General features: G+C 69.3%; 27 protein-coding genes and 1 pseudogene (1 of these 28 only partly in view). 16 read left to right on the top strand and 12 right to left on the bottom strand.

Translation table 11 applies throughout. From position 1 onward, the window contains the following. Positions 1–7: 7 nt before the first annotated feature. The 3 genes from FVA80_RS18975 to FVA80_RS18965 are packed head-to-tail and all read right to left on the bottom strand — an operon-like array spanning position 8 to position 2,274. Entirely contained in the window at positions 8–490 is a 483-nt protein-coding gene (locus tag FVA80_RS18975; RefSeq protein ID WP_147910335.1) for a UPF0262 family protein, read from the bottom strand. Positions 491–500: 10 nt separating this feature from the next. After that, positions 501–1,796 carry a histidinol dehydrogenase gene (hisD, locus tag FVA80_RS18970; RefSeq protein ID WP_147910334.1) on the bottom strand — a complete coding sequence of 432 codons (1,296 nt, stop codon included), beginning with the start codon at positions 1,794–1,796 and terminating at the stop codon, positions 501–503. Positions 1,797–1,815: 19 nt separating this feature from the next. After that, positions 1,816–2,274, bottom strand: a complete 459-nt coding sequence (locus FVA80_RS18965; protein WP_147910333.1) for a DUF2948 family protein — start codon at positions 2,272–2,274, stop codon at positions 1,816–1,818. Positions 2,275–2,459: 185 nt separating this feature from the next. Between FVA80_RS18965 and FVA80_RS30610 the strand changes: the two genes are divergently transcribed. Continuing rightward, the gene (locus FVA80_RS30610; protein WP_187193751.1) at positions 2,460–2,690 is read left to right on the top strand and encodes a hypothetical protein; all 231 of its coding nucleotides are present in this window, start codon (positions 2,460–2,462) and stop codon (positions 2,688–2,690) included. A gap of 220 nt (positions 2,691–2,910) precedes the next feature. On the opposite strand, the gene FVA80_RS18955 is transcribed toward FVA80_RS30610, so the two are convergent. The 3 genes from FVA80_RS18955 to FVA80_RS18945 all read right to left on the bottom strand — a co-directional run bounded on the left by FVA80_RS18955 (position 2,911) and on the right by FVA80_RS18945 (position 5,100). Continuing rightward, positions 2,911–3,249, bottom strand: a complete 339-nt coding sequence (locus FVA80_RS18955) for an XRE family transcriptional regulator (RefSeq protein WP_246692026.1) — start codon at positions 3,247–3,249, stop codon at positions 2,911–2,913. A 296-nt stretch (positions 3,250–3,545) separates the two neighbouring features. Further along, positions 3,546–4,835: a UDP-N-acetylglucosamine 1-carboxyvinyltransferase gene (gene murA / locus FVA80_RS18950; protein WP_147909877.1), complete on the bottom strand. Its 1,290-nt coding sequence runs from the start codon at positions 4,833–4,835 to the stop codon at positions 3,546–3,548. An 85-nt stretch (positions 4,836–4,920) separates the two neighbouring features. Continuing rightward, the gene (locus tag FVA80_RS18945; RefSeq protein WP_147909876.1) at positions 4,921–5,100 is read right to left on the bottom strand and encodes a hypothetical protein; all 180 of its coding nucleotides are present in this window, start codon (positions 5,098–5,100) and stop codon (positions 4,921–4,923) included. 318 nt (positions 5,101–5,418) lie between these two features. On the opposite strand from FVA80_RS18945, the gene hemA reads away from it, so the two are divergent. From hemA to FVA80_RS18905, 8 genes are all read left to right on the top strand, one after another. After that, positions 5,419–6,714 (top strand): 5-aminolevulinate synthase, encoded by a 1,296-nt coding sequence (hemA, locus tag FVA80_RS18940; protein ID WP_147909875.1) that lies wholly within the window; start codon positions 5,419–5,421, stop codon positions 6,712–6,714. A gap of 358 nt (positions 6,715–7,072) precedes the next feature. Continuing rightward, entirely contained in the window at positions 7,073–7,870 is a 798-nt protein-coding gene (locus FVA80_RS18935; protein ID WP_147909874.1) for an inositol monophosphatase family protein, read from the top strand. Positions 7,871–7,952: 82 nt separating this feature from the next. Continuing rightward, a complete protein-coding gene (locus tag FVA80_RS18930; protein ID WP_147854491.1) occupies positions 7,953–8,498 on the top strand; it encodes an adenine phosphoribosyltransferase in 546 nt (181 codons plus the stop codon). 180 nt (positions 8,499–8,678) lie between these two features. Beyond that, the gene (gene rpmH, locus FVA80_RS18925) at positions 8,679–8,813 is read left to right on the top strand and encodes a 50S ribosomal protein L34 (protein ID WP_007558110.1); all 135 of its coding nucleotides are present in this window, start codon (positions 8,679–8,681) and stop codon (positions 8,811–8,813) included. Between the two features lie 139 nt (positions 8,814–8,952). Then, positions 8,953–9,561: a ribonuclease P protein component gene (gene rnpA / locus FVA80_RS18920; RefSeq protein WP_147909873.1), complete on the top strand. Its 609-nt coding sequence runs from the start codon at positions 8,953–8,955 to the stop codon at positions 9,559–9,561. Continuing rightward, positions 9,551–11,410: a membrane protein insertase YidC gene (gene yidC, locus FVA80_RS18915; RefSeq protein WP_147909872.1), complete on the top strand. Its 1,860-nt coding sequence runs from the start codon at positions 9,551–9,553 to the stop codon at positions 11,408–11,410. Before rnpA ends, yidC begins: the two co-directional genes overlap by 11 nt. A gap of 82 nt (positions 11,411–11,492) precedes the next feature. Next, a complete protein-coding gene (gene yihA / locus FVA80_RS18910; protein WP_147909871.1) occupies positions 11,493–12,146 on the top strand; it encodes a ribosome biogenesis GTP-binding protein YihA/YsxC in 654 nt (217 codons plus the stop codon). After that, positions 12,143–12,523 carry a DUF423 domain-containing protein gene (locus tag FVA80_RS18905; RefSeq protein ID WP_147940871.1) on the top strand — a complete coding sequence of 127 codons (381 nt, stop codon included), beginning with the start codon at positions 12,143–12,145 and terminating at the stop codon, positions 12,521–12,523. Before yihA ends, FVA80_RS18905 begins: the two co-directional genes overlap by 4 nt. A 105-nt stretch (positions 12,524–12,628) precedes the next feature. Here FVA80_RS18905 and FVA80_RS18900 read toward each other — a convergent pair. From FVA80_RS18900 to FVA80_RS18890, 3 genes and pseudogenes are all read right to left on the bottom strand, one after another. Then, positions 12,629–13,297: pseudogene (locus tag FVA80_RS18900) on the bottom strand (metallophosphoesterase family protein); the annotation flags it as partial. 74 nt (positions 13,298–13,371) lie between these two features. Further along, positions 13,372–14,019, bottom strand: coding sequence for an RraA family protein (locus FVA80_RS18895; RefSeq protein ID WP_147909870.1), 648 nt, complete (start codon positions 14,017–14,019; stop codon positions 13,372–13,374). A 115-nt stretch (positions 14,020–14,134) separates the two neighbouring features. After that, a complete protein-coding gene (locus FVA80_RS18890) occupies positions 14,135–14,629 on the bottom strand; it encodes a pilus assembly protein N-terminal domain-containing protein (RefSeq protein WP_147909869.1) in 495 nt (164 codons plus the stop codon). Positions 14,630–14,931: 302 nt separating this feature from the next. Here FVA80_RS18890 and FVA80_RS18885 point away from each other — a divergent pair, with 302 nt between their 5' ends. The 3 genes from FVA80_RS18885 (at position 14,932) to FVA80_RS18875 (ending at position 16,586) form a co-directional block, all read left to right on the top strand. Beyond that, positions 14,932–15,096 (top strand): Flp family type IVb pilin, encoded by a 165-nt coding sequence (locus FVA80_RS18885; RefSeq protein WP_147856566.1) that lies wholly within the window; start codon positions 14,932–14,934, stop codon positions 15,094–15,096. A gap of 141 nt (positions 15,097–15,237) precedes the next feature. Then, on the top strand, positions 15,238–15,780 hold the full coding sequence (locus tag FVA80_RS18880; protein ID WP_147909868.1) for a prepilin peptidase: 543 nt from the start codon (positions 15,238–15,240) through the stop codon (positions 15,778–15,780). Positions 15,781–15,851: 71 nt separating this feature from the next. After that, positions 15,852–16,586 carry a SprT family zinc-dependent metalloprotease gene (locus tag FVA80_RS18875; protein ID WP_147909867.1) on the top strand — a complete coding sequence of 245 codons (735 nt, stop codon included), beginning with the start codon at positions 15,852–15,854 and terminating at the stop codon, positions 16,584–16,586. A gap of 27 nt (positions 16,587–16,613) precedes the next feature. On the opposite strand, the gene FVA80_RS18870 is transcribed toward FVA80_RS18875, so the two are convergent. Further along, positions 16,614–16,988 (bottom strand): hypothetical protein, encoded by a 375-nt coding sequence (locus FVA80_RS18870; RefSeq protein ID WP_147909866.1) that lies wholly within the window; start codon positions 16,986–16,988, stop codon positions 16,614–16,616. Positions 16,989–17,230: 242 nt separating this feature from the next. On the opposite strand from FVA80_RS18870, the gene FVA80_RS18865 reads away from it, so the two are divergent. The 4 genes from FVA80_RS18865 (at position 17,231) to FVA80_RS18850 (ending at position 22,046) form a co-directional block, all read left to right on the top strand. Continuing rightward, positions 17,231–17,719 carry an invasion associated locus B family protein gene (locus tag FVA80_RS18865; RefSeq protein WP_187193413.1) on the top strand — a complete coding sequence of 163 codons (489 nt, stop codon included), beginning with the start codon at positions 17,231–17,233 and terminating at the stop codon, positions 17,717–17,719. Positions 17,720–17,742: 23 nt separating this feature from the next. Further along, on the top strand, positions 17,743–18,375 hold the full coding sequence (locus FVA80_RS18860; RefSeq protein ID WP_147909864.1) for a hypothetical protein: 633 nt from the start codon (positions 17,743–17,745) through the stop codon (positions 18,373–18,375). 157 nt (positions 18,376–18,532) lie between these two features. After that, positions 18,533–20,413 carry a glycosyltransferase family 2 protein gene (locus tag FVA80_RS18855; RefSeq protein ID WP_246692025.1) on the top strand — a complete coding sequence of 627 codons (1,881 nt, stop codon included), beginning with the start codon at positions 18,533–18,535 and terminating at the stop codon, positions 20,411–20,413. Between the two features lie 10 nt (positions 20,414–20,423). Continuing rightward, positions 20,424–22,046, top strand: a complete 1,623-nt coding sequence (locus FVA80_RS18850; protein WP_147909862.1) for a glycosyltransferase — start codon at positions 20,424–20,426, stop codon at positions 22,044–22,046. A 5-nt stretch (positions 22,047–22,051) separates the two neighbouring features. On the opposite strand, the gene purC is transcribed toward FVA80_RS18850, so the two are convergent. Together purC and nth are read right to left on the bottom strand one after the other, a co-directional pair. Then, positions 22,052–22,846 carry a phosphoribosylaminoimidazolesuccinocarboxamide synthase gene (gene purC, locus FVA80_RS18845; protein ID WP_147855639.1) on the bottom strand — a complete coding sequence of 265 codons (795 nt, stop codon included), beginning with the start codon at positions 22,844–22,846 and terminating at the stop codon, positions 22,052–22,054. Positions 22,847–23,059: 213 nt separating this feature from the next. Continuing rightward, on the bottom strand, positions 23,060–23,721 hold the 3' portion of the coding sequence (gene nth / locus FVA80_RS18840) for an endonuclease III (RefSeq protein WP_246692024.1). Its footprint extends 154 nt past the window's final position; 662 of the gene's 816 nt are visible here — the last part of the coding sequence; the start codon falls outside the window, past its right edge — the gene reads right to left on this strand; the stop codon is at positions 23,060–23,062.

Below are 23,721 nucleotides of genomic sequence, written 5' to 3'. Positions count from 1 at the left end.
CGGCGCCCTAGCCCTTCCAGTGCAGGGCGAAGATCAGCGTGAACAGGCGGCGCGCCGTGTCGTGGTCGAGGTCGACCTTGCCGTCGAGGCGCTGCTTGAGCGTGTCCGACGCTTCGTTGTGCAGGCCGCGCCGGCCCATGTCGATCGCCTCGATTTGCGACGGCGAGGCGGTACGGATCGCGTTGTAGTAGCTCTCGCAGATCATCTCGTAGTCGCGGATCACCCGCCGGAACGGCGTCAGCGACAGGAGGTGCGTCATCACCGGCTCGCCGTCCACCGTGCTGATCGCGAAGGACAGTTTGTTCTCGACGAGGCCGAGCGTCAGCATGTAGGGCCCCTCGCGGCCCGGAATCGCGAAGACGTTGTCCTCCAGGATGTCGAATAGCGCGATCGCCCGTTCGTGCTCCTGATCCGGGTTGCCGCGGGCGATGGATGCCTCGTCCAGGCTTACCTTGGCGAGGCGGTTCGGCCCGCGCTGCTTCTCGGCCATCCCCAAGACCTCACAAGTTCAACCGGATCGCGACGGAGCGGGCATGACCCTCCAGACCCTCCGACCGGCCGAGCGTTATCGCTGCCGCGCCCAGCGCCCGCAAGCTCTCCGGCGTGCAGGCCAGGATGGTGGTTCGTTTCATGAAATCCAGGACGCCGAGGCCCGAGGAGAACCGGGCCGAGCGGGCGGTGGGCAGCACGTGATTCGGGCCGCCGACATAGTCGCCGATCGCCTCCGGGGTGTGGGAGCCGAGGAAGATCGCGCCGGCGTTGCGGATCCTGCCCGACAGCGCCTCGGCATCCTGGGTCTCGATTTCCAGGTGCTCGGGGGCGATCCGGTCGACCAGCGGGACCGCCTCGTCGAAATCCCGGACCCGGATGATCGCGCCGTAATCGCGCCAGCTCGCCCGGGCGATCTCGGCCCGGGGCAGGGTGGTCAGCGCGCGCTCGACGGCAGCTTCCACCGCCTCGGCGAGTTCCGGGCTGTCGGTGATCAGCACCGATTGGGCGGCGGTGTCGTGCTCGGCCTGGGCCAGGAGGTCGGCGGCAAGCCAATCGGGGTTGGCATGGCCGTCGGCGAGGATCAGCACCTCGGACGGGCCGGCGATCATGTCGATCCCGACCTGGCCGAACACCCGGCGCTTGGCCGCGGCCACCCAGGCGTTGCCGGGGCCGACGATCTTGGCGACCGGGGCGATGGACGCGGTGCCGTAGGCCAGCGCCGCCACCGCCTGAGCGCCGCCGACCCGATAGACCTCGTGGACCCCGGACAGGCGGGCTGCGGCCAGCACCAGGGGATTGAGGATGTTGTCGGGCGTCGGCACCACCATGACGATCCGCGGCACCCCCGCCACCCGCGCCGGCACGCCGTTCATGAGGACCGACGACGGATAGCTCGCCGTCCCGCCGGGAACGTAGAGGCCGACCGATTCCAGCGCCGTCCAGCGCCAGCCGGCGGTGACGCCGAGCGCGTCGGTTGCCCGATGATCCTGGGGCTTCTGCTGCGCGTGGAACGCCTCGATCCGCTCGGCGGCGAGGCGCAGCGCCGTCATCGCCTCGTCCGGGCAGGACGCCACGGCCGCATCGATTTCGGCCTCGGTGATCCGCAGGGCCTCGGCGGAGAAGTCCGCGCCGAGCCGGTCGAAGCGGCGGGTGAACTCGACCAGGGCGGCGTCGCCCCGGGCGACGACCTCGCCGATGATGCCGCGCGCCGCCTCGTCGACATCCTCCGCGATCTCGCGCTTCAGGGTGAGCAGCCGCGCGAAATCGGCGGCGAAGTTCGGGGTTGAGCTGTCGAGCCGGACCATCGGATGTCTTTCGTCTGTCTCAGGCCGCCGGGCCGGGGGCGGTCACCGCATCGGTCGTCGAGTCGATCGCGTGGCCGGGGCGGGCGACCGCCTCCCAGACCGGACCGAGATCCTTCATCCGGACCTCGATGCACTCGACCTCGAGCCGCACCGCCGCGCCGCCGGAGAACACCATGTCGATATGGCCCGACGGCGAGTCGGTCGCCTCGAAGGTGAGTGCGAGCAGGCTCATCGGCGTGGTGTCGCCCGGAGCCAGCCCACGGGTCTTCACGCTGAGGACGCGCTCGACATGCAGGCCGGCCAGCCGCCGCCGCGGCGGGGCGTCGGGCGTCCAGTCGAAACGCCGTACGACCATCAGGAAGCGATGCTCGCCGCTCAGGTAGGTCAGGTCCTCGGGGCGCAGGATCGCGTCCTGGAGGTGCGCGGAGATCACGGTCAGATCCTCGGTATCGAGGGCGGCGAGCTTGAGCAGCTCCATGAAAGGATCCTCGGGGATAGGTAGGCGCGGGCGACGGCGGCGGCCCCACGGCAGGGCGTAGGTAGCGGCCAGACCGGGTTCGGGCAACGCCCGCATCCGGGAAGGCGGTTCCGGCCGTGGCATCCGGCCTCATCACGCTGCCTGGGGCCCTCAGGACGACCGAGACGATTCGAGGCAGGACGACGATGGTGAAACGGATCTCGCTCGCGGCACTGGCTGCCCTGACCCTGGCGCCGCTGCTTGCCGCCCCGGTGCGCGCGCAGGTCGGTCCCGACGCGGATGTCTACGTGTTCGGCCGCCCTGGACCGGATCGCTACGAATACGACCGTCGCCGCCGGCCACCCCCGCCACCCCCGCCGCCGCCGGGACGATTGGCGCCGCCGGCCACCGCCTCCACCGCCGCCCTACGACGATGACGACCGCCCGCGTCGGCGCCCGCCGCCGCCGCCGCCGGACGAGGAGGACGATCGGCCGCGCTACGACCGGCGCTGGCGCAGCGTCGGCCTCTGCATCACGGCCGGGGTTGACAGCCGAGCTCGTCCCGCCGCGTCCGGCTGCTGTGAGATGCCCGGCTTCGGGTACGCGCTTGGGCCGATCGAGGGCTGACGGACTTCAGGCGGCGCCGCCGTCGAGACGCTAGGGCGCCGCCAGCACCGCGATCGGCAGATGCCAGGCCTCGCTGATGATGCGGATCCGGGCGAGGGTGAGGGGGCTTTTCCGGCTCAGGATCTCCGATGCGCATGCCCGCGAGCCGAGCGGGTGCCCCAGCTCCGCCTGCGCGTGGCCCATAGCGGCGAAGGCGAACTGCAGGATCTCGATCGGATCGGCCTCGGCGATCGGGAAGGTCTGCTCTTCGTAGGCTGCGATCAAGATGGAGAGAACCTCGAACCGATTGCCGTCGGGTGTCCCGACGGCAGGCTCCTCGGCGACGTAGCGATCGATCTCCGCGAGCGCCCAACGGTGATCGTCAGCCATGCGGATCGATCTGACGTCCTCGACCGTCTCGGTAAGCCGAGTGGAGACGGTCTCCATCTGCATCATCCGACCACTCCGGTGAGCGGATCGACGGCATCGTGCTCAGCACGAGTGCCGACGAGCCGAAGGAGCCTTCGCGACCCGGCCACACCAGGCTCGCAGCGGCACCTCCGACCGAGGATGCTGTGCCCCGAATACCACGAGGGCACAGCGAGCCCCCCGGTCCAAGCCCGTTCCCAGGCTGGGACCGGGGGGCTCGGGCCGGTAAGGCGCGCTCGGCCGAACTCAGATTGGCGTCAAACCCGCACGCGCTCAATCTGCGCGCCGCAGCGCCCGAGCTTGGCTTCCAGCGCCTCGAAGCCGCGGTCGAGGTGGTAGACCCGGTTGATCTGGGTCTCGCCCTCGGCGGCGAGGCCCGCGATCACCAGGGAGACGGAGGCGCGCAGGTCGGTCGCCATCACCGGCGCGCCCTTGAGCCGGTCGACGCCCTCGACGATGGCGAGGTCACCCTCGAGGCGGATCTTCGCGCCGAGGCGGGCCAGCTCCTGCACGTGCATGAACCGGTTCTCGAAGATCGTCTCGCGGATGTGCGACTGGCCCTTGGCCAGCGTCATCAGCGCCATGAACTGCGCCTGCAGGTCGGTGGGGAAGCCCGGGAACGGATCGGTGGTCACGTCGACGGCCGCGATGCCGCCGCCGTTGCGGCGCACGCGGATGCCCCCCTCGACTTGGCTGATCTCGGCCCCCGTGGTCGACAGGACGTCGAGCGCCGAGTGCAGCAGCTCGGCCCGCGTGTCCTTGAGGATCACGTCCCCGCCGGTCATCGCCACCGCCATGGCGTAGGTGCCGGTCTCGATCCGGTCGGGCAGCACCTCATGGCGCGCGCCGTTGAGCCGGGCGACGCCTTCGATCTCGATCCGGGGCGTGCCCGCGCCGCGGATCTTGGCGCCCATCTTGTTCAGGCATTCGGCGAGGTCGACCACCTCGGGCTCCCGGGCGGCGTTCTCCAGCACCGTGGTGCCGTACGCGAGGGAAGCCGCCATCAGGGCGACGTGCGTGCCGCCGACCGTGACCTTCGGGAACGCGATCTCGGCCCCGCGCAGGCCGTTCTTGGTCTTGGCGACCACGTAGCCGGCGTCGATCTCGATCTCGGCCCCGAGCTTCTCCAGGGCGGTGATCAGCAGGTCGACCGGGCGGGTCCCGATGGCACAGCCGCCCGGCAGCGAGACCTTGGCCTCGCCGAACCGGGCCAGCAGCGGTGCCACCACCCAGAAGCTCGCCCGCATGGTCGAGACAAGATCGTAGGGCGCGGTGGTATCGATGACGTTCGAGGCGGTGAGCCGGATCGTCTGGCCGGTCTCGGTGGTCTGCCCGGGGCGCTTGCCGACCACCATGTGGTCGACGCCGTGATTGCCGAGGATCCGCGTCAGCGCGGAGATGTCGGCGAGCCGCGGGACGTTGATCAGCTCCAGCGTCTCGCCGGTGAGCAGGCTCGCGATCATCAGCGGCAGCGCCGCGTTCTTGGCGCCCGAGATCGGGATCACGCCGTTCAGGGGCGCGCCGCCGGTGATGTGAATGCGGTCCATCGTATGTCCTCGGGCGGCGCACCAGATGGGCGCGCGGCCGGCCGTTCTCCTGGTGGACGCCGCGGCGTCCAGGCTTGGCCGTCCCCTATAGACCGGATTTGTCGGAATCTGGACCGGCAGAATCGGTCTCGGGCGGGTCGGGCTGCTCCGCGTCGGGGGCGCCCCCGGTCTCGGCGCGACCCCGGTCCTGTGCCTTCCGGCGGCGCAGATTCGCCCGGAGTGCCGCCTTCAGGCGCTCGGACCGCGCGTCCTTGCCCGCGCTCATCGCGCGACCCTTCGTCGCCGCAGGCTTGAGCCGCGCGATCCCGCGCCGGGGCAGGCAGTTCGGCGTGACGCCATGGCGGTACTCAAGGATCTGACAGCGTGTTCGGGCTTCCGTAGCCGCCCGTGAGGTTAGCGAGTTCGTCCCCGCCTCTCAACGGCTGCAGGGCAGCGATGCCGGAACCTTACCTTGAACCAGTTCCAGATCCGCGCGTATCTTGCGGCCCTCACGCGAAGGACTGGACCGAGGCCGTACGTTGATCGCGGGATCAGGTTGCCGAACCGGCACCGACCGCACGGCCGCACACGCGAAGGACGCTCGATGACCGTCACCCGGATGCCCAGCACGATGCTCGCCCAAGCGGGTTCGACGCGCGCCGGCTCTGGCTACGAGCGGTACTTTCGTGGCGCCCTCGACCAGCTCCACGGCGAGCGTCGCTACCGCGTCTTCGCCGACATCGAGCGCATCTCCGGACGCTTCCCCACCGCCAAGTGGCGGAAGCAGGATGGCAAGACCGCCGAGATCACCGTGTGGTGTTCCAACGATTACCTCGGCATGGGCCAGCACAAGGAAGTGGTTTCGGCGATGACCGAAACGGCCGCGCGCTGCGGCGTCGGGGCGGGCGGCACGCGCAACATTGCCGGCAACAACTCGCCGCTGGTCGATCTGGAGCGGGAACTCGCGGACCTGCACGGGAAGGAGGCGGGTCTGGTCTTCACCTCGGGCTACGTATCGAATCAGTCGGGTATCTCGACGATCGCCAAGCTGATCCCGAACTGCCTGATCCTGTCCGATGCCTTCAACCACAACTCGATGATCGAGGGCGTCCGCCATTCCGGCTGCGACAAGAAGATTTTTCGCCACAACGACCTCCAGCACCTGGAAGAGCTGCTCCGCGCCGCCGGCGACCGGCCGAAGCTGATCGTGTTCGAGTCGGTCTACTCGATGGACGGCGACATCGCGCCGATCGGCCGGATCTGCGACCTCGCCGACACCTACGGCGCCATGACCTACCTGGACGAGGTCCACGCGGTCGGCCTCTACGGACCCCGCGGCGGCGGTATCGCCGAGCGTGACGGCGTCATGCACCGGGTCGATGTGATCGAGGGGACGCTCGCCAAGGGGTTCGGCTGCGTCGGCGGCTACATCACCGCCTCGGCCGCGATCTGCGATGCGGTACGCAGCTTCGCCCCGGGCTTCATCTTCACCACCGCGTTGCCGCCGGCGGTGGCCGCCGCCGCCCGAGCCTCGGTGCGCTACCTCAAGCGCTCGAACGTCGAGCGCGAGGCGCATCAGGCCCAGGCCGCCGCCACGAAGGCGGCGCTCACCGAGGCCGGCCTGCCGGTTCTGGAGACCGAGACCCACATCGTGCCCGTGATGGTCGGCGACGCCGAGCTGTGCAAGGCCGCGGCCGACCACCTGCTGGAGCGGCATGCCATCTACATCCAGCCGATCAACTATCCGACGGTCCCGCGCGGCACCGAGCGCCTGCGCATCACTCCGTCGCCGTTCCACGACGCGACCCACATCGCCCGTCTCGCCGCGGCCCTCGCCGAGACCTGGGAGACCCTGGACCTTCCGCGGGCCGGGACGGTGTTCGTCGAGGCGGCGGAATAGGGTTTTGCGGTCAGAGCTTGCAGCCGGACCCACGCGGCTCTCCCTGCCCCGCAGAGGCTAAAACGTTCACCCATCGGCAGGTGGACGACGAAACACGCTGTCCTCACCCGCACCCCTGACCGCTCCGCGCTCAGGGAGCGGAAATGCGTGGCGCCTCGAGCGCTGGCTGCGGACCTTGATGTTGATGCCGGCAAGTCCCCGCTTCAGGGAGGAGGACGGTGCCTGCCAGAGTCGATCGGCTTGGGCGGGAAGCCCTCACCACAAACGGCCCACCTCGCCCATCCTCGGCAGGCTCGTCTTTTCCGGCGCCGGCCTGTAACCACGGCGCCAGCATCCATCCCCGAAAAGTCGCGAAAAAATGATCTCCTCTCCGCTCATGACCGTGATGGTCGACGCCGTGCGCAAGGCTGCGCGCGGCCTGCGCCGCGATTTCGGCGAGGTCGAAAACCTCCAGGTCTCGCGAAAGGGCCCGGGCGACTTCGTGTCCGCCGCGGACCGGAAGGCCGAGGAGACCCTGCGGGACGCCCTCATCAAGGCCCGGCCGGGTTACAGCCTGGTGCTGGAGGAGAACGGCATCATCGAGGGCACCGACAAGAGCCACACCTGGCACGTCGACCCCCTCGACGGCACCTCGAACTTCCTGCACGGCGTGCCGCATTTCGCGATCTCGGTCGGGCTCGAGCGGGAGGGCCAGATCGTGGCCGGCGTGATCTTCGACCCCATCAAGGACGAGCTGTTCGTCGCTGAGCGCGGCAAGGGCGCCTACCTCAACAACCGGCGCCTGCGCGTCTCCGGCCGGCAGGACATGGCCGATGCGCTGGTCGGCTATGGCACGCCCTATCTCGGCCGCGGCAGCCACCCGCGCCTGCTGCGCGAGCTCGGCGCCGTGATGGCGGTGGCCGGCGGAACCCGGCGGATGGGATCGGCGGCCCTGGATCTGGCCTACGTCGCCTGCGGTCGCCTCGACGGCTACTGGGAGCGCGACCTCCAGACCTACGATTTCGCCGCGGGCGTGATCCTGGTGCGCGAGGCCGGCGGCTACGTGACCTCGGCGGACGGCGCGGCCGAGCCCCTGGCGGCCCGCTCGGTGGCCTGCGGCAACGAGGTGCTGCATCGCGAATTGCTCGCCCTCCTCAAGAAGGTGCAGGCGGCCTGATCCTCCGGCAGACGCCATCAAACTGGTCAGGGGCCGGGCCTTCTGCTTTAAGCCCGCCGTCCCCCACGGAAGGCCCGAACCCATGGAAGCCCGCCGCCACGTCGCGCTGAAGGAATCGATCCGCTCGATTCCCGACTACCCGAAGCCCGGCATCATCTTCCGCGACATCACCACGCTGCTCAGCGACCCGCGGGCGTTCCGGCGTGCGGTGGATGCGCTGGTCCATCCCTACGCGGGCGGGCGAATCGACCAGGTGGCCGGCATCGAGGCCCGGGGATTCATCCTGGGCGGCGCCATCGCGCACCAGCTGTCCTGCGGCTTCGTGCCGATCCGAAAGAAGGGCAAGCTGCCCCACAAGACCGTCTCGATGGCCTACGCCCTCGAGTACGGCACCGACGAGATCGAGATCCACGTCGATGCGGTGAAGCCCGGCGACAAGGTGCTGCTGGTCGATGACTTGATCGCCACCGGCGGTACCGCCACCGCGGCGGTGAACCTGCTGCAGAAGATCGGCGCCGAGATCGTGGCTGCCTGCTTCGTCATCGACCTGCCGGAGATCGGCGGGGCGCAGCGCCTGCGCGACATGGGCGTCGAAGTCCGTGCTTTGATGCAGTTCGAGGGTCATTGAAGCCCAGGAAGAGGTCCACGAAACGTTGACTTCGCGGGACCCATCCGCCATAAGCCCGCCACTCGCGACGTGGCGCCCCGCCTGGGCGCCCTTCGTGTTTGCAGACAACCAGGACGCGTGAAGGTCGGGTGCGGCAATTGCCGCCCACGAGCGCGCCTCGACCTTTGAAGGCTCTGAACCATGAAGAGAACCTACCAGCCGAGCAAGCTCGTCCGTAAGCGTCGTCACGGTTTCCGTGCGCGTATGGCCACTGCGGGCGGTCGCAAGGTGATCGCGCGTCGCCGCGCTCACGGCCGCAAGCGCCTGTCGGCCTGAGCCGGTCGGACCCTCGCCGGCGCGGTCCTGCTGCGGCAGCCGCGCCGTGAGGCGTGTGCATGATGCGGAAACATGGAATCCGGTTTTCCGAACACATCATGCGGCACACACTATGAGATCGGTCGGGATCGAACCATCGATGGCGACGATCGCGCGGCTGAAGAAGCGGCCTGATTTCCTGGCGACAGCCGAGGGCCGCCGCTTCCACACCGATCGCATGACCGCCCAGGGGCGTCTGCGCGATCCGCAAGCGGCGGATGGCCTCCGGCTCGGGTTCACCATCACCAAGCGCGTCGGCCATGCTGTCGAACGCAACCGTATTCGCCGGCGCCTGCGGGCGGCAGTGAACCTGGTCGCCTCCGGTCTTCCGGGCGATCTGGCCGGGCTGCCGGCCGACATCGTGCTGATCGCCCGCCGCCCGGCCCTGACTGCGCCCTTCGAGGCGCTGGCAGAGGACCTGCGTAGCGCCATTCCGACGGTGACGCGCCCGGCCGCGCCGAGGCCCCCCGGCAGTTCCCGCGGCGACCGGTCCGGCAAGCCTGGCGGCCGGCCGGCCAAGACCACACCTCTCCAGCGCGATGCGGGCCGGGTGCCCGCGCAGCCTGCTGCGTCCCGCGAACCCGACATCGATCCGTCGCAGGACCGCGCCAGAGGTCTCCGAATCGCGGATGCGCGCAGGCTCGAACGGGCCGGTGCCGCTCCTGTTGCCACTCCGAACACGTGCGGCGGTGTCCCCGATGGGCAATGACAAGACGAACATGTTCGTGGCCATCGGCCTGTCGCTGCTGGTGCTGCTCGGATGGCAGTACTTCGTGGCCGGCCCGCGGGTGGAACAGCAGCGGCTGATCGAGGCGCAGAACAAGGCCGCCCAACAGCAACAGCAGCCGCCGGGCGTGACCCCGGACGGTGTGCCGTCGCCTTCGCCCAAGGAGGGCGGGCCCGCCGCGCCCGTGCCCGGCACGGTTCCCGGGCAGGCCGGCGCCGTCTCGCGCGAGGCGGCGCTCGCCCGCTCGCCGCGCATCCGGATCGAGACCCCGGCGCTCAGCGGCTCGATCGCGCTCAAGGGCGGCCGCGTCGACGACGTGTCGCTGAAGAACTACCACGAGACCGTGGACCCGAAGAGCCCGGAGATCGTGCTGTTCTCCCCGGCCGGCAGCGAGGCGCCGTACTACGCCGAGTTCGGCTGGGTCGGCGCCAATGCCGGGCCGCTACCCGGCAGCGAGACGGTCTGGTCCAGCGATGGCAAGACGCTGTCGCCCGGCATGCCCGTGACCCTGACCTGGGATAACGGCGCCGGCCTCGTCTTCAAGCGCATCATCGCGGTCGACGACAAGTACATGTTCACGGTCCGCGAGGAGATCGAGAACAAGGGCTCGGGCGCGGTGACGCTCTATCCGTACAGCCTGGTCTCCCGCTGGGGTAAGCCGCACACCCAGGGCTACTACGTCCTGCACGAGGGCATGATCGGCTATCTCGGCAACGACGGCCTGCAGGAATTCACCTACGACAAGCTCGCCAAGGAAGGCGCCTATGGCGGCGCCAACACCAAGGGCCGCGCCTGGAACGGCGTGACCGGTGGCTTCGTCGGCATCACCGACAAGTACTGGGCCGCCGCCGTGATGCCGGCCGACCAGGACGTGCCCTACACCGGCGCCTTCACCGACCGGACCGACGGCGCAACCAACGTCTACCAAGCCAGCGTCCGCGGTGACGCCGTGAACCTGGACGCGGGTGCCTCGGCGACGACGACCCAGCGCCTGTTCGCCGGCGCTAAGGAAGTCAACCTGATCAACAACTACGAGAAGGATCTCGGCATCAAGCACTTCGATCTGATGATCGATTGGGGCTGGTTCTTCTTCATCACCAAGCCGATGTTCCGGGCGTTGGATTTCTTCTTCCATCTCTTCGGTAATTTCGGCGTCTCGATCCTGGTGGTCACCTTCTGCCTGAAGCTGCTGTTCCTGCCGATCGCCAACCGCTCCTACGTGTCCATGGCCAAGATGAAGGCCGTGCAGCCCGAGATGGTCGCCATCCGGGAGCGGTACAAAGACGACCGCATGAAGCAGCAGCAAGCCACGATGGAGCTGTACAAGAAGGAGAAGATCAATCCGGTCGCGGGCTGCTGGCCGGTGCTGATCCAGATCCCGGTCTTCTTCGCGCTCTACAAGGTGCTGTTCATCACCATCGAGATGCGCCACGCTCCGTTCTTCGGGTGGGTCCACGATCTCGCGGCGCCGGATCCGACGAGCATCGTCAACCTGTTCGGCCTGCTGCCCTTCCCGGCACCGGACTTCGTCCATCTCGGCGTCTGGCCGCTGATCATGGGCGTGACGATGTTCGTTCAGATGAAGATGAACCCCGCGCCGCCGGACCCGGTCCAGGCGCAGATCTTCACCTTCATGCCGATCGTGTTCACCTTCATGCTGGGGTCGTTCCCCGCCGGCCTCGTGATCTACTGGGCTTGGAACAACACCCTGTCGGTGATCCAGCAATACGTCATCATGCGTCGCAACGGCGTGAAGGTGGAGCTGTGGGACAACCTGCGGACCACGTTCCGGCGCGGCGGAACCAAGGCGGCGGCGACCACGAAGGGCTGACGCCCGCGGTCTTCGCCGACACCGCATCCCGGAGGGCGCCCGCCGCCGTCCGGGATGCCGCTCTGGGCCGACAAGGAAAGCCGTGACCGAGACCAACGACGATGCGGCCGACCTCCTGGAGGCCGGTCGCCTGCTGTTCGCCGGGGCCGCCGACTTCTACGCGGCCGCCCAGGTGCTCGAGCGCATCCCGCCCATGGAGGGCGTCGAGATCGCGTTCGCAGGGCGCTCGAACGTCGGCAAGTCGAGCCTGATCAATGCGCTGACCGGCCGTAACACCCTGGCGCGCACGTCGCACACGCCGGGGCGGACCCAGCAGCTCAACTTCTTCCGGATCGGAGACCGCATGTCCCTCGTGGACATGCCGGGCTACGGCTACGCGGCGGTGGAGAAGGCCAAGGTCGAAGCCTGGACCAAGCTGATCCATTCCTACCTCAAGGGCCGCGCCAATCTCGCCCGGGTGTTCATGCTGATCGACGCCCGCCATGGCTTCAAGTCGATCGACACCGACGTGCTCGACGGTCTCGACAAGGCCGCCGTGAGCTACCAGGTCGTGCTCACCAAGGGCGATTCGCTGAAGAAGGGCGAGATCGAGAGCCGCATCGCCGGCATCCAGGCGGGGCTCGCCAAGCGACCGGCCGCCTTCCCGCAGGTGATCCTCACCTCCAGCCGCGACGACCGCGGCATACCCGAGCTGCGCGCAGCCGTCGCCAAGCTGCTGATCGAGCGCGGCGCGTGAGCCTCTCGAGGATCGACCGGGGGCTCATGGCCTTGGCCTGCCTCGCCGGCCTGCTCGGTGTCGCCCTCAGCGCCGCGGCGGCCCACATCCCGGGGGCGGATTCGCTCAAGACTGCGGCCCAGTTCCTGTTGTTCCACGCCCCGGCGATCCTGGCGCTCACGGGCTTGGCCGCCGGAGGTCTGATGCGACCCGGCCTATCCCGCACCGCGGCGGGTCTGCTCGTCCTCGGCCTGATCCTGTTCTGCGGCGACCTGTCAGTCCGGACCTGGCTGCAGCGCCCCCTGTTCCCGATGGCCGCCCCCATCGGCGGTTTCGCCCTCATGGGCGGCTGGCTCGTGGGAGCTGTGGGCGCACTGGTGCCGGCACGGCGGGCTTAGATTCGCTCCCGATCGCGATGCGATCGGGACCACATCAACCCCCTCGACTCGACGCGCGCGCTCACGCCGAACCGGTATCCATTTCGGCGGCGCGCTTCCGCCACCAGCCTGAACCTGTAGAAACTCAAGCGCCGGTCCCTGTGCGTCCGAGAAGACGCCGGCCGTGAGAGCGCCGCCATAGACCGCCGCCGTGTCGAGATTGGTCCGGAACCGGCGCACCTCCGGGTGGCCGTCCCGCTGGGGCGTGTGGCCGTGGACCACGTGCCGGCCGAAGTCGTGATCCTCCTGGAGGAACGGCTCCCGGATCCACAGGCGGTCGTGCACGTCCGAATCCGAGGCCGCGGTGCCGGGGCGCAGACCGGCGTGGACGTACCAGCGGACCTCATCGTCGTGCAGGGTCGGCAGGGCTTCGATCCAGTCGAGGGTATCGCTCGGCAGCCCGCTGGGGTCGCGGGCACCGAACGAGTCGAGGGTGGCGTCCCCGCCGTTATACAGCCAGTGCCGGGCTGCCTCGGGCGTCAGCAGCGCATCGAGGAGCATGCGCTCGTGGTTGCCCATCAAACAGGTGACACGCTCGGGCTCGGCCCAGTTCAGGCGGCTGACCGTGCGCAGCACCGCAGCGCTGTCGGCCCCGCGGTCGATGTAGTCGCCGAGGAACACCAGACGGTGGTCACGGTCCCCGGCATGGGCGGCGATCCGCTCCAAGAGCGTGTCGAGCAAGTCGGCGCGTCCGTGGATGTCGCCGATGGCGTAGGTTAGTGGTGCGGAGTCCATGGGCCATCGTCTACGGGAGGGATCCGGTCCGCAAGGCTTCGCCGCGGATCAAGGCACCCCCACGGGGAAGATTTTCAGCCCCCCGACTCTCGGGCGTATCGGCCGTCGTATCGGCCGGCCTGGATCATCGCGAGCACCTCGGCCTCTTGGGCAGAGTGTGCGCGCACCGCCTCGATCAGGCGCGGCGCGAGCGCGGGCGGGAAGGTTACGACGCCATCCGCGTCGCCCACCACCACGTCCCCCGGGCTCACCGTCCAGCCTCCGACGGAAACGGGTACGTTGATGGCGCCGGGGCCGATCTTGAACGGACCCCGGGGCGTGGCGGCGCGTGCGTAGCAGGGGAAGTCCGAACCGGCGAAGGCGTCGGTATCGCGGATTGCGCCGTCGATCACGAAGCCCGCCACGCCCCGGCTCTCGGCGATCGCCTTCATGATTTCGCCGACCAGCGCCCGGCTCGTGTCGCCGCCGCCATCGACCACGATCACATCTCCGCGACTGACCTGTTCGAGCGCCTGATGGATCGCGAGGTTGTCGCCGGCCCGCACCCGGACCGTGAACGCCCTCCCGAGGAGCCGGGCCTGTCTGTGGAAAGGCCGCAGGCCGTGCAGGACCGCCATCCGGTCCAGGCAGTCGCTGATCGTCGCCGTGGGGAAGTCCTGGAACGGGGCGAGCAGGCCGGGATCGACGGTGGGCGGCGGCGGATTGTGCGTGATGCCGGGCATCGGCGAGAAACCTCCCTGATAGCGGCCGGGCTGGATCCTGCCGGATCCGCGTCGGAGCTGTGCCGGGGGCGGATCTTGCCCCAGGATTCGCGCGGTGTCGCGGGGGCCGTCGGCTTCAGCGCTCGGCGGCTTGGGGGCCCGCCGCGCCGCCGCCGGTCGCGAGCTTACGGCGGGCGTCGGCCTGGCCGCTCTGCGTGTCGAAGTACTTCGCCGCGTCGCCGAGCTGGACCGCCGGCTGGCATTTCGGCGTGCAGGACAGCGATTCCTGATCCATGCCGCGCTGGACCGTGATGGTCGCATCCCGCGATGCCTCGACCCGGATCATCGTCTCGGCGATCATCGCGCCGGCCGTGTCGAGCGCGATCAGGTTGGTCGAGCCGTAGCTCTTACCGGTGAGCACGAGCACGCCGTTCTTCTGCGGCGTGACCTCCGCGATGATCGGGTTGCCGACGATGACGGTCGCGGTCTTCTCCGGCAGGCGGATGACCTTGGCGTTGTCCACCAGCACGGTGACGATCGGCAGCGGCTCCGGCTGGGCGGCCGCGACCGTGGCACCCGTCAGCAGGAGGACGAGGCCGGCTCGGCCCGCATTCGACAGGGTGCGGCGCATCGGATTCCTCGGAAGCGGCCGGCGCCTGCGCGAGGCGCGACGCCTGAAGCCGCAGCGATAGCCCGGGACCGGTGAAGGAACCGCTAAGCATGAGGCGCCCCGCGCGCATGCTCAGCAACGGCGAAACCTATCTTTCACTAAGCTCGCAGCGGACCAGCGTCGGACTTTGTTCGAGGTGCGATTTAACCGAATTTCAAGGCGTAACGGGCAATCTCCAAGAGCCGCCGATCGAGACGTAGAAATCTTCGTCGGTCATCTTTCAAACTTCACGTTGCCCGTTCTTGATCGAAGGATCGTCTCCCATGAAGACCCTGTTCTCGCGTTTCGCCTCCGACGAGTCCGGCGCCACCGCGATTGAGTACGGCATGATCGCCGCCCTGATCGCCGTCGTCATCATCGGCGCGCTGAAGACTGTGGGCACCTCGCTGTCAGCCAAGTTCAGCGCGATCTCGGGCAACCTGAACTAATCGGGTCTCTCCACGATCAGGATCCGCGGCAGGTTCGAGGCTCCATCGCTTGAGGCGATGGGGTCTCGGCCGGCCGGATCCGTCGTCCGGCTGCGGCCCCGCGCCGCTTCCCCGCCAGGTACGGATAGGGTTGGCCCCGAGATGGTTGGCGCAGGTTCGGCGATCGCGAGTCTCGGAACGGCGGGCTTCGGCCTGCTGGTGCTGTTCCCGTTCCTGATGGCCTACGCGGCGGCGAGCGACCTGCTGACGATGCTGATCCCGAACCGGATCTCGTTGGCCCTCGTCGCGGGCTTCGCGCTCATGGCCGCCACCGGCCCGATGAGTTGGCCCGACATCGGGCTCCATGTCGGCGCTGCCGCGCTCGTGCTGACCGTGACGTTCACGCTGTTCGCGCTCGGGGTGATCGGCGGGGGCGACGCCAAGCTGGCCGCCGCGACAGCGCTCTGGCTGGGCTTCGACGGCCTGGGCGATTACCTGCTGGTGGCCTCGATCCTCGGCGGTGGCCTGACGCTCGCGATCCTGGCCGTGCGCGGCTACCCGCTGCCGATGCGCATCGCGCGCCTGCCCTTCGCGCTGCACCTCCACGATGCCAAGACCGGGATCCCGTACGGTATCGCGCTCGCGGCTGCCGCCCTGCTGGTGCTGCCCGAAACCGAGGTCTGGGCCCGCGCGCTGGCCGCTTGAGATCCTGGCACCAAAGCAATTCTCGATCTCGAGATCTGGAGCCCAGGTTCGGAGCCCGTTAGAACTGCGCCATGTCGTTTGCGCTGCTGCGTCGCCCCGATCCCGACCACCTTGAGGTCCAGCACGACGGAGCCAGCCTCCAGATCGCGCTGCGCCGGCGCCCGACCGCGCGTCGGATCACCCTGCGGGTCTCGGCCGCCACCGGCGAGGTCGTGATCACCCTGCCGACCCGGACCGCCGTGAACACCGCCCAACGCTTCGCCACCAGCCATGCCGGCTGGATCGCCGCGCGTCTGGCGCGGGTGCCGGAGCGCATCGGTTTCGTTCCGGACGCGATCCTGCCGCTGCGCGGGGCGCCACACCGGTTGCATCTGCGCGGTACGCGCAGCGGCGCGGTGCGCGTCGAGACGGAGGCCGGGGAACCGGTGATCTCCCTCTCCTGCGAGCCGGCCCACGTCCCGCGCCGGATCCGGGACTACCTGACCCGCGAGGCGCGGCGGGACCTCGCCGAGGCGGTCGAGCGGTATGCGCCCCTGCTCGGTCAGCGGCCGGTCCGCATCACTCTGCGGGATACCCGCAGCCGGTGGGGATCCTGCACGGCGCGGGGCGAGCTGAACTTCTCGTGGCGCCTGATCCTGGCGCCCCCGATGGTGCTCGATTACCTCGTGGCCCACGAGATGGCGCACCTGCGCGAGATGAACCATTCGGCGCGGTACTGGGCGCTGCTGCACGGGCTATGCCCGCACGTCGACGCCGCCGAGGCGTGGCTGAAGCGCAACGGCACCAGCCTGCATCGCTACGGCTGAACGGTCTGCCCTCAGCCCTCGTTACCCTCAACCCTTGGCGCGCAGGACCTTCTGACGCGTAACGGCCTCGCCGGGCCAAGTCGGCCGCGGATTGACCTGGCCGGGCTCGAGCGTGCGGGGGGCGACGCTGTCGCAGACCTCGCGCTGCCGGATGATCACCGGGTTGCCGAAGGCGTCGCGGCGGCGCACCAGGCCGCCTTCGCGGCAATAGCCGGCGATCGCGGCCTGCCCGTTGCGGCCGCCATACGGGTTCACCGCCACGGGCGGATGCTCGACGATCAGCGTGTCGGAGCGGTTGAGGGAGCGTTCGACATAGGTGGTCTCGCCGACCGGCAGCGATTGTGCCCCAGCCTGCGCGAGGGTGGCCATCAAGCAGGCGGCCGAGAGGGCGAGCGGGCGCATCACAGCTTCAGGATCCTGCGCTGGAGGAAGAGCGAGCCCTATTTAGGCGCTTCTGCAACCTTCGGGTAGCGTCAAGGAGCAACACCGGAGCCGGCATCGCTTGACAGCGCGGGTCCGACCATGGTCGGAACACCCCCGATTTTACGGCCTCGCCGGTCCTCGGCGATGGCGTTCCGAAGGGTTCGGCGGTGCCGCTTCACGCGAAGCTCGATCGTTTCCGGTGCGTCGTCCGGCGCGCCGTCTTGCCGGCCTGCCTTGCCTTCTCCGCGGCAGGGCTCGCATCGGTGGGGCCGGCCGCGGCCCAGGGCATGGTGCGCAAGACCTTCGACGATTGGCAGCTGCGCTGCGAGACGCCGGCCGGTGCGAAGGCCGAGCAATGCGCGCTGGTGCAGTACCTGGCCGCGGAGGACCGCCCGAACCTCACCCTCGTGGTGATCGTCCTAAAGACGGCGGACAATCGCGGTTACCTGCTGCGGGTTGTGGCGCCGCTGGGCGTGCTCCTCCCCTCCGGTCTCGGTTTGAAGATCGACCAGACCGATGTCGGCCGGGCCGGCTTCGTGCGCTGCCTGACGACCGGTTGCGTGGCCGAGGTGGTGATGGATGACGGCTTGATCCGCCAATTCAAGGCCGGCACGCAGGCGACGTTCATCGTGTTCCAGACGCCCGAGGAGGGCGTCGGCATCCCGCTCTCGATGAAAGGCTTCGCGGCCGGGTTCGACAGCTTGAAATGACGATGCCGCCCGGGAGCCGTGCGATGATCGGAGAGCGTGACCTGTTTCTGGGCCTGTGCGGCCTGATTCTCGCCGGTTCGTTGTGCGCAGGCCCGGCCCGCGCCGAGGACGGCAACGTGTTCTCCAACCTGTTCAAGTTCGGCGGAACGACGGTCCCGCCATCGCAGCCGCAAAGCCTCGATCCGCCCTATTGCCCGCCGGTCGAGGTGGCGGAGAACGGTGCGGCGTATCGCATCCTCGCCGGTGGCGATGTGCGGACGCAGTTCTCGGTCGGCCGGCTCGCCCGGGAATGCGCCCGGCGCCAGGATGGTTCGATCACCGTCAAGGTCGGCGTCGAGGCCAACGTGCTGCTCGGCCCGAAGGGTGCGCCCGGTCGGTTCGACGTGCCGGTGACGATCCAGATCCGCCACGAGGGTAAGGTCATTGCGAGCCGCGTCGAGCATACCAGCGTCGTCGTCGGCCCGGGCGAGGCCCAGGGCTTCGCCACCATCGTGGCCGAGGAATTGACCGTACCTCCGGCGGTGGCCGAGGATTACGATATCACCGTCGGCGTCGGCAGCGGCAAGGGTACCGGCGGCAAGCCCGCGGCCAAACCGCGGCGCAAAAAGCCGGCTGCCGCCGCCGAGGCCGCCGGCGGAGGCGACGCTGCCCAGTGATGCCGCGGCGCGCCCCGTCGAACCGACCCCACCGAGCGGACGTGCCGGACGCGGGGCAGCCTGGCTCGGCCGCCAGACGCGGTTCCGCCTGGAGCCGGCCGACGACCCGGTCTTCGATCGCCGCCTGATCCTGCCCGACCATTCCGTCGGCTGGATCGTGCTGAGCTATGGCGGTGACCCCCTGGCTGCGCCGCGCCGGCCGATCCTGCGCGTTATCCGAGGGACCGCCGGCACGCCGCAGGATTTCGTCCTCCCGGGCGCGTCGCATGGCTACGCCCATTGGCTCGGCCTGATCCCCGGGGATGCCCGGGAGATCCGGCTCTCGGCCGGACCGGGTTTCGTGCTTGAGCGGGTCGGGGCCCGGAGCGAGGCCTCCGTGCTCGTTCAATGCCTCTTGCGGCGACCCTGGCGCTTCCTGTCGTCCCTCTACGAGCGCGCGCGCGGATCCGAGCGGCGCTACCGCGATACGTTGCGCGGTGCCTGCGCGGTGACGCCGATGCAGCATTACCGGTCCTGGGCGACCTCGCGGAGCCGCCCGATCCAGGTGGCGCCGACCGCCCTGCGGATCCGATGCTTGATCCTCGCCCGGCCCGGCGAAGATGCGGCGCTTGCCGCGACGCTGGACGCCCTCGGCACGCAGATTCACCCGGGGCGGACGGTTGTCGTCGCCTGGGAGGATGCACGTCCCGAGGCACCGGACGCCCGTGCCGATCACCAAATCTGGGACAAGCGTGCCGCGCCCGCCGATCTCATCGCCGAGGCCGACGCCCTGTGCCTGCTCCGGGCCGGCGACATCCTCACCCCCGACGCGCTGGCGCTGCTGGCCCCCGCCCTGGCTGAGGCGGATCTCGCCTACAGCGACGAGCTCGGCCCTGATGGCCGGCCACTGCTTAAGCCGGACTGGAGCCCGGACCTCGCCCTGGCCACCGGCTATGTCGGCCGCTCCAGCCTGGTCTCCCGCGCGCTGCTTACGCGGCTGCCGCCCGAGCCGGTTGGGCCCATGGACGAGGCGATCCTGGCGATCGAGACCGCCGCGATCGTCGCCGGCGCGCGCGGCGCCCATGTTCCGCGCGTCCTCGCCAGCACGGCCGGCCATAGCCTGGATGCCGCAGGGAGAGCCCGCGTGCTGGGCGCCCGCCTCGACGCGTTGAGCGTCTGTCCGAAGGCGTCCGTTCGTAAGGGCGCCGTCCAGCTGGACTGGCCGCTGCCGCGTCCCGCCCCGCGGGCCAGCATCGTGATCCCCTCCCGCGACCGGCTCGACCTGATTGAGCGGGTCTGCCGCGGCGTGCTGCACGAGACGGCTTACGCCGATCTCGAACTGATCATCGTCGACAACGGCTCAACCGATCCGGCCGTGCTGGCATATTACGACGCCCTGCGCCGGGACCCGCGCGTCCGGATCCACGTCGATCCGCAACCGTTCAACTTCGCCGCCATGGTCAATGCCGGCGTCGCGGACGCCACCGGCGCGGTCGTGGTGCTGCTCAACAACGACGTGGCCGTTCTTGAACCCGGCTGGCTCGACGCGATGGTCCGCCAGGCGAGCCGGCCCGAGGTCGGGGCGGTCGGCGCAAAACTCCTCTACGCGGCCGGCACCCTGCAACATGCCGGCGTCGTGGTCGGCCTCGGCGGACGGGCCGGCCACATCCTGCGCCGCCGCCCCGGCGATACGCCGGGCCATCTCGGCCGGTTGCGCGTCGCCCACGAGGTCTCGGCCGTGACCGCCGCATGCCTCGCCGTATCGCGCGACAAGTATCACGCGGTCGGCGGCTTCGACGCCGAGACGTTCCCAGTGGATTTTAACGACGTCGATTTCTGCCTGCGCCTCGGCGCCGCCGGCTGGAAGACGGTGTGGACGCCGGCCGCCACGCTGGCCCATCTCGAATCCGTCAGCCGAGGGCCCTCGGTCGGCGCCAAGCGCGCGCGGTTCGAGCAGGAGGCGGCTCGCTTCTCCGAGCGCTGGCGCGACGTGATCCGCCATGATCCGTTCTACCATCCCGCCTTGTCACTCACGACCTTCGGCGAGGATCTCGAATGACGCCGCGCCGATGACCGAGCCAGTGGTCGGCCTCGCACAGAGACTGCAACTCGGCATCCCGCGGCGCTCCGGCCGCGCGGTGCGCAATGCGCTGCGTCACCTACTGGGCCACCCTCGGGCGACGGCAGAGATCCTGCTCGCGCGGCTCCAGGGCCGACGGCTTCGCGCGCGCCAGAAGCTGGCCGCCCTGATCGGGATCGACCACCAACTCACCCTTCCAGCCGCCATCCTCGACCGGTTCCCACCCGATCGCGCCCCGCCGGCGGACGGCATTCTGGTGTTGGGCGACGGCATTCTGGTCGCGGGTGCGCGCGACCGCATCGCCACTGCGTTCGCGGCCGATCCGGAGCTACAGGCCATCTACGGCGACGCCCTGATCCAGGACCATCCACGCGGTCCGGTGCGGCCCCTGCTCGCGCCAAGCTTCGACCCCGATTGGCTGGCGCATCTCGATTATCTCGCCCCCCTGCTGGCCTGCCGGCCGGGCGCTCTCGCCGCGGCGACGCAGCCGACCGGTCCCGCCGACGCCGCGTTTCAGATCGCCGAGCGGCACGGCGCCGGCGCGATCGGCCATCTGCCCGAGATCCTTTCGATCCGCCGCGGCGCGCCCGGGGATCGTGCGTCGCCGGCAGGGGAGGGGGGGCGGCATCGCCATTTCGACGCCCTGCGCGGGCAGCTCGACCGGACCGGACGCCGGGAAAGCCGCATCGTCGTTGTCGGCGACGACGGCCTTTTCCAGGTCGAGCACCCGCTGCCCGATCCGCGGCCGCTGGTGAGCCTCATCGTGCCGACCCGCGACCGGCTCGATCTGCTCCGCCCCTGCCTCGAAAGCCTCGCTACCTGCACCGACTGGCCGAACCTCGAGCTGCTGGTCTGCGATAACGACAGCCGGGAACCGGCGACGCTGGCATTCCTCCAGGCGCTCGAGCGCGAGGGGAGGGGGCTCGTCGTGCCCTGTCCGGGCCCGTTCAACTTCGCCGCCATGAACAATGCCGCCGCCGTCCGCGCCCGCGGCGCGCTGCTGGTCTTCGTCAACAACGACGTCGAGGCGTTCCGGCCCGACTGGCTGACCCTCATGGCCCGGGAGGCCCTACGCCCCGAAATCGGCGCGGTCGGCGCCAAGCTCCTCGACGATGAGGGGCGGGTCCAGCACGGTGGCATCGTGCTCGGCACCGGCGGCCTCGTCACCCATGCGCACCGACACTTCCCCGGCGACGCCCCCGGCTACCTGGCAGGCTTGCGCGCCACCCATGCGGTCTCGGCGGTCACCGCCGCCTGCCTGATGGTCGAGACGCAAAAATTCCGGGCGGTCGGCGGCTTCGACGACGCGGACTTCGCGGTCGATTTCAATGATGTCGACCTGTGCCTGCGCCTGAATGCGGCCGGCCATCGTACGTTGCTGGTGCCGGGGGCGGTACTGCATCACCGCGAATCGGCGAGCCGCCGCTGGACCCCGGCGGCGCGTGCCCGCCACGAGCGCGAGATCACGGCGTTGAAAAAGCGATGGGGGCCGCTGCTGGCGCAGGACCCCCATTATCACCCGGGCTTCGACCCGGACCTCTCGACCCACGCGCGGCTGCGGCGGGGCTTCCCTGCGGCGGGGCCGGCGTCGGTGCGCCGGCCACCCGCCTGAGCGGATTACTGGACCAGGCGGGGACCGCCGCCCTGGACCTTCTCGTTCTCCGACATGATCCCGAGTCGCTTGGCGACTTCCGTGTAGGCCTCGATCAGGCCGCCCAAATCCTTGCGGAACCGGTCCTTGTCGAGCTTGTCCGAGGACTTGATGTCCCACAGCCGGCAGGAATCCGGGGAGATCTCGTCGGCGACCACGATGCGCATCATGTCGCCTTCCCACAGGCGTCCGGTCTCGATCTTGAAGTCCACGAGCCGGATGCCAACGCCGAGGAAGAGGCCCGACAGGAAGTCATTGACGCGGATCGCCAGCGCCATGATGTCGTCTATCTCCTGAGGCGTCGCCCAGCCGAACGCCGTGATGTGCTCCTCCGACACCATCGGGTCGTTGAGCGCGTCGTTCTTATAGTAGAATTCGATGATCGAGCGCGGCAGCTGGGTGCCTTCCTCCAGGCCCAGCCGGGTTGCCAGCGAGCCGGCCGCGACGTTGCGCACCACCACCTCGAGCGGGATGATCTCGACCTCCCGGATCAGCTGCTCACGCATGTTCAGCCGGCGGATGAAGTGCGTCGGCACGCCGATGTCGTTGAGGTGCTGGAACACGAATTCGGAGATCCGGTTGTTCAGCACGCCCTTGCCGTCGATGACCTCGTGCTTCTTCGCGTTGAAGGCGGTCGCGTCATCCTTGAAGTGCTGGATGAGTGTCCCGGGCTCGGGCCCCTCGTAGAGGACCTTCGCCTTGCCCTCGTAGATGCGACGGCGGCGGTTCATAGGCGTGTACCGTGGTTTGAGGAAGTCCATGGGCCGAGGCTCCTGATGCGCGACGATTGGGAGGAATTCGCGGCGCGGCGACCGGATGGGAAGGTCGGGCAGCCGGACGGCCTCTGCCCGAGGGCCCGGCTACTGCCGTTGAAACTAGCCGAACGGGGCTTCCAGCACAACGCGTTAGCCCGCAGGGCGGGATTGCGAACGGCTTTCCGGACGTGACGACCGGCCATCCGCGCAAGCGTCACATCACCCCGTGACGCGGCGCCCTTCGATGTCCGCGGTCTTGGATGGGTACCGGCACAGATCGGCGATGAGGCAGCGGGGGCATTCGGGCTTGCGCGCCTTGCAGGTGTAGCGGCCGTGCAGGATCAGCCAGTGATGGGCGTGCAGCCTGTAGGGCTCCGGAACGATCGCCTCCAGACCGGCCTGCACCTTGTCGGTGGTGGTGCCGACGAACAGCGGAATACGATTCGAGACCCGGAAGATGTGGGTGTCAACGGCGATTCGCGGCACTTGGAACGCGATGTTCAGCACCACGCTGGCGGTCTTGGCCCCGACCCCGGGCAGCACCTGCAGCGCCTCCAGGCTCGATGGCACGGCCCCGCCATGCCGTTCGACCAGGATGCGCGAGAGCGCCACGACGTTCTTGGCCTTCGTGTTGAACAACCCGATCGTGCGGATGAAGCCCCGGACCGTCTCCTCGCCGAGTTCCAGCATTTTTTCGGGCGTGTCGGCCGCCGCGAAGAGCGGACCGGTGGCCAGGTTGACGCCGCGATCGGTCGCCTGAGCGGACAGGACCACGGCGACCAGGAGCGTGAACGGGTTGACGAAGTGGAGCTCGCCCTTCGGTTCCGGCTCGGCTGCGTGGAAGCGCCGGAAGATCTCGATGAGCGTGCCCGAATCCACCG

This window comes from Methylobacterium sp. WL1, from assembly GCF_008000895.1.
Classification (GTDB): Bacteria; Pseudomonadota; Alphaproteobacteria; order Rhizobiales; family Beijerinckiaceae; genus Methylobacterium.
Note: the sequence above shows the minus strand (reverse complement) of the source record. Positions and strands in the feature narration are given on the sequence as shown.

Excerpts from the sequence above, each read along its gene's own strand:
- FVA80_RS18975 (WP_147910335.1), bottom strand. The coding sequence starts at position 490 with ATGGCCGAGAAGCAGCGCGGGCCGAACCGCCTCGCCAAGGTAAGCCTG.
- hisD (WP_147910334.1), bottom strand. The coding sequence starts at position 1,796 with ATGGTCCGGCTCGACAGCTCAACCCCGAACTTCGCCGCCGATTTCGCG.
- FVA80_RS18965 (WP_147910333.1), bottom strand. The coding sequence starts at position 2,274 with ATGGAGCTGCTCAAGCTCGCCGCCCTCGATACCGAGGATCTGACCGTG.
- FVA80_RS30610 (WP_187193751.1), top strand. The coding sequence starts at position 2,460 with ATGGTGAAACGGATCTCGCTCGCGGCACTGGCTGCCCTGACCCTGGCG.
- FVA80_RS18955 (WP_246692026.1), bottom strand. The coding sequence starts at position 3,249 with ATGGCTGACGATCACCGTTGGGCGCTCGCGGAGATCGATCGCTACGTC.
- murA (WP_147909877.1), bottom strand. The coding sequence starts at position 4,835 with ATGGACCGCATTCACATCACCGGCGGCGCGCCCCTGAACGGCGTGATC.
- FVA80_RS18945 (WP_147909876.1), bottom strand. The coding sequence starts at position 5,100 with ATGAGCGCGGGCAAGGACGCGCGGTCCGAGCGCCTGAAGGCGGCACTC.
- hemA (WP_147909875.1), top strand. The coding sequence starts at position 5,419 with ATGACCGTCACCCGGATGCCCAGCACGATGCTCGCCCAAGCGGGTTCG.
- FVA80_RS18935 (WP_147909874.1), top strand. The coding sequence starts at position 7,073 with ATGATCTCCTCTCCGCTCATGACCGTGATGGTCGACGCCGTGCGCAAG.
- FVA80_RS18930 (WP_147854491.1), top strand. The coding sequence starts at position 7,953 with ATGGAAGCCCGCCGCCACGTCGCGCTGAAGGAATCGATCCGCTCGATT.
- rpmH (WP_007558110.1), top strand. The coding sequence starts at position 8,679 with ATGAAGAGAACCTACCAGCCGAGCAAGCTCGTCCGTAAGCGTCGTCAC.
- rnpA (WP_147909873.1), top strand. The coding sequence starts at position 8,953 with ATGGCGACGATCGCGCGGCTGAAGAAGCGGCCTGATTTCCTGGCGACA.
- yidC (WP_147909872.1), top strand. The coding sequence starts at position 9,551 with ATGGGCAATGACAAGACGAACATGTTCGTGGCCATCGGCCTGTCGCTG.
- FVA80_RS18895 (WP_147909870.1), bottom strand. The coding sequence starts at position 14,019 with ATGCCCGGCATCACGCACAATCCGCCGCCGCCCACCGTCGATCCCGGC.
- FVA80_RS18890 (WP_147909869.1), bottom strand. The coding sequence starts at position 14,629 with ATGCGCCGCACCCTGTCGAATGCGGGCCGAGCCGGCCTCGTCCTCCTG.
- FVA80_RS18885 (WP_147856566.1), top strand. The coding sequence starts at position 14,932 with ATGAAGACCCTGTTCTCGCGTTTCGCCTCCGACGAGTCCGGCGCCACC.
- FVA80_RS18880 (WP_147909868.1), top strand. The coding sequence starts at position 15,238 with ATGGTTGGCGCAGGTTCGGCGATCGCGAGTCTCGGAACGGCGGGCTTC.
- FVA80_RS18875 (WP_147909867.1), top strand. The coding sequence starts at position 15,852 with ATGTCGTTTGCGCTGCTGCGTCGCCCCGATCCCGACCACCTTGAGGTC.
- FVA80_RS18870 (WP_147909866.1), bottom strand. The coding sequence starts at position 16,988 with ATGCGCCCGCTCGCCCTCTCGGCCGCCTGCTTGATGGCCACCCTCGCG.
- FVA80_RS18860 (WP_147909864.1), top strand. The coding sequence starts at position 17,743 with ATGATCGGAGAGCGTGACCTGTTTCTGGGCCTGTGCGGCCTGATTCTC.
- FVA80_RS18850 (WP_147909862.1), top strand. The coding sequence starts at position 20,424 with ATGACCGAGCCAGTGGTCGGCCTCGCACAGAGACTGCAACTCGGCATC.
- purC (WP_147855639.1), bottom strand. The coding sequence starts at position 22,846 with ATGGACTTCCTCAAACCACGGTACACGCCTATGAACCGCCGCCGTCGC.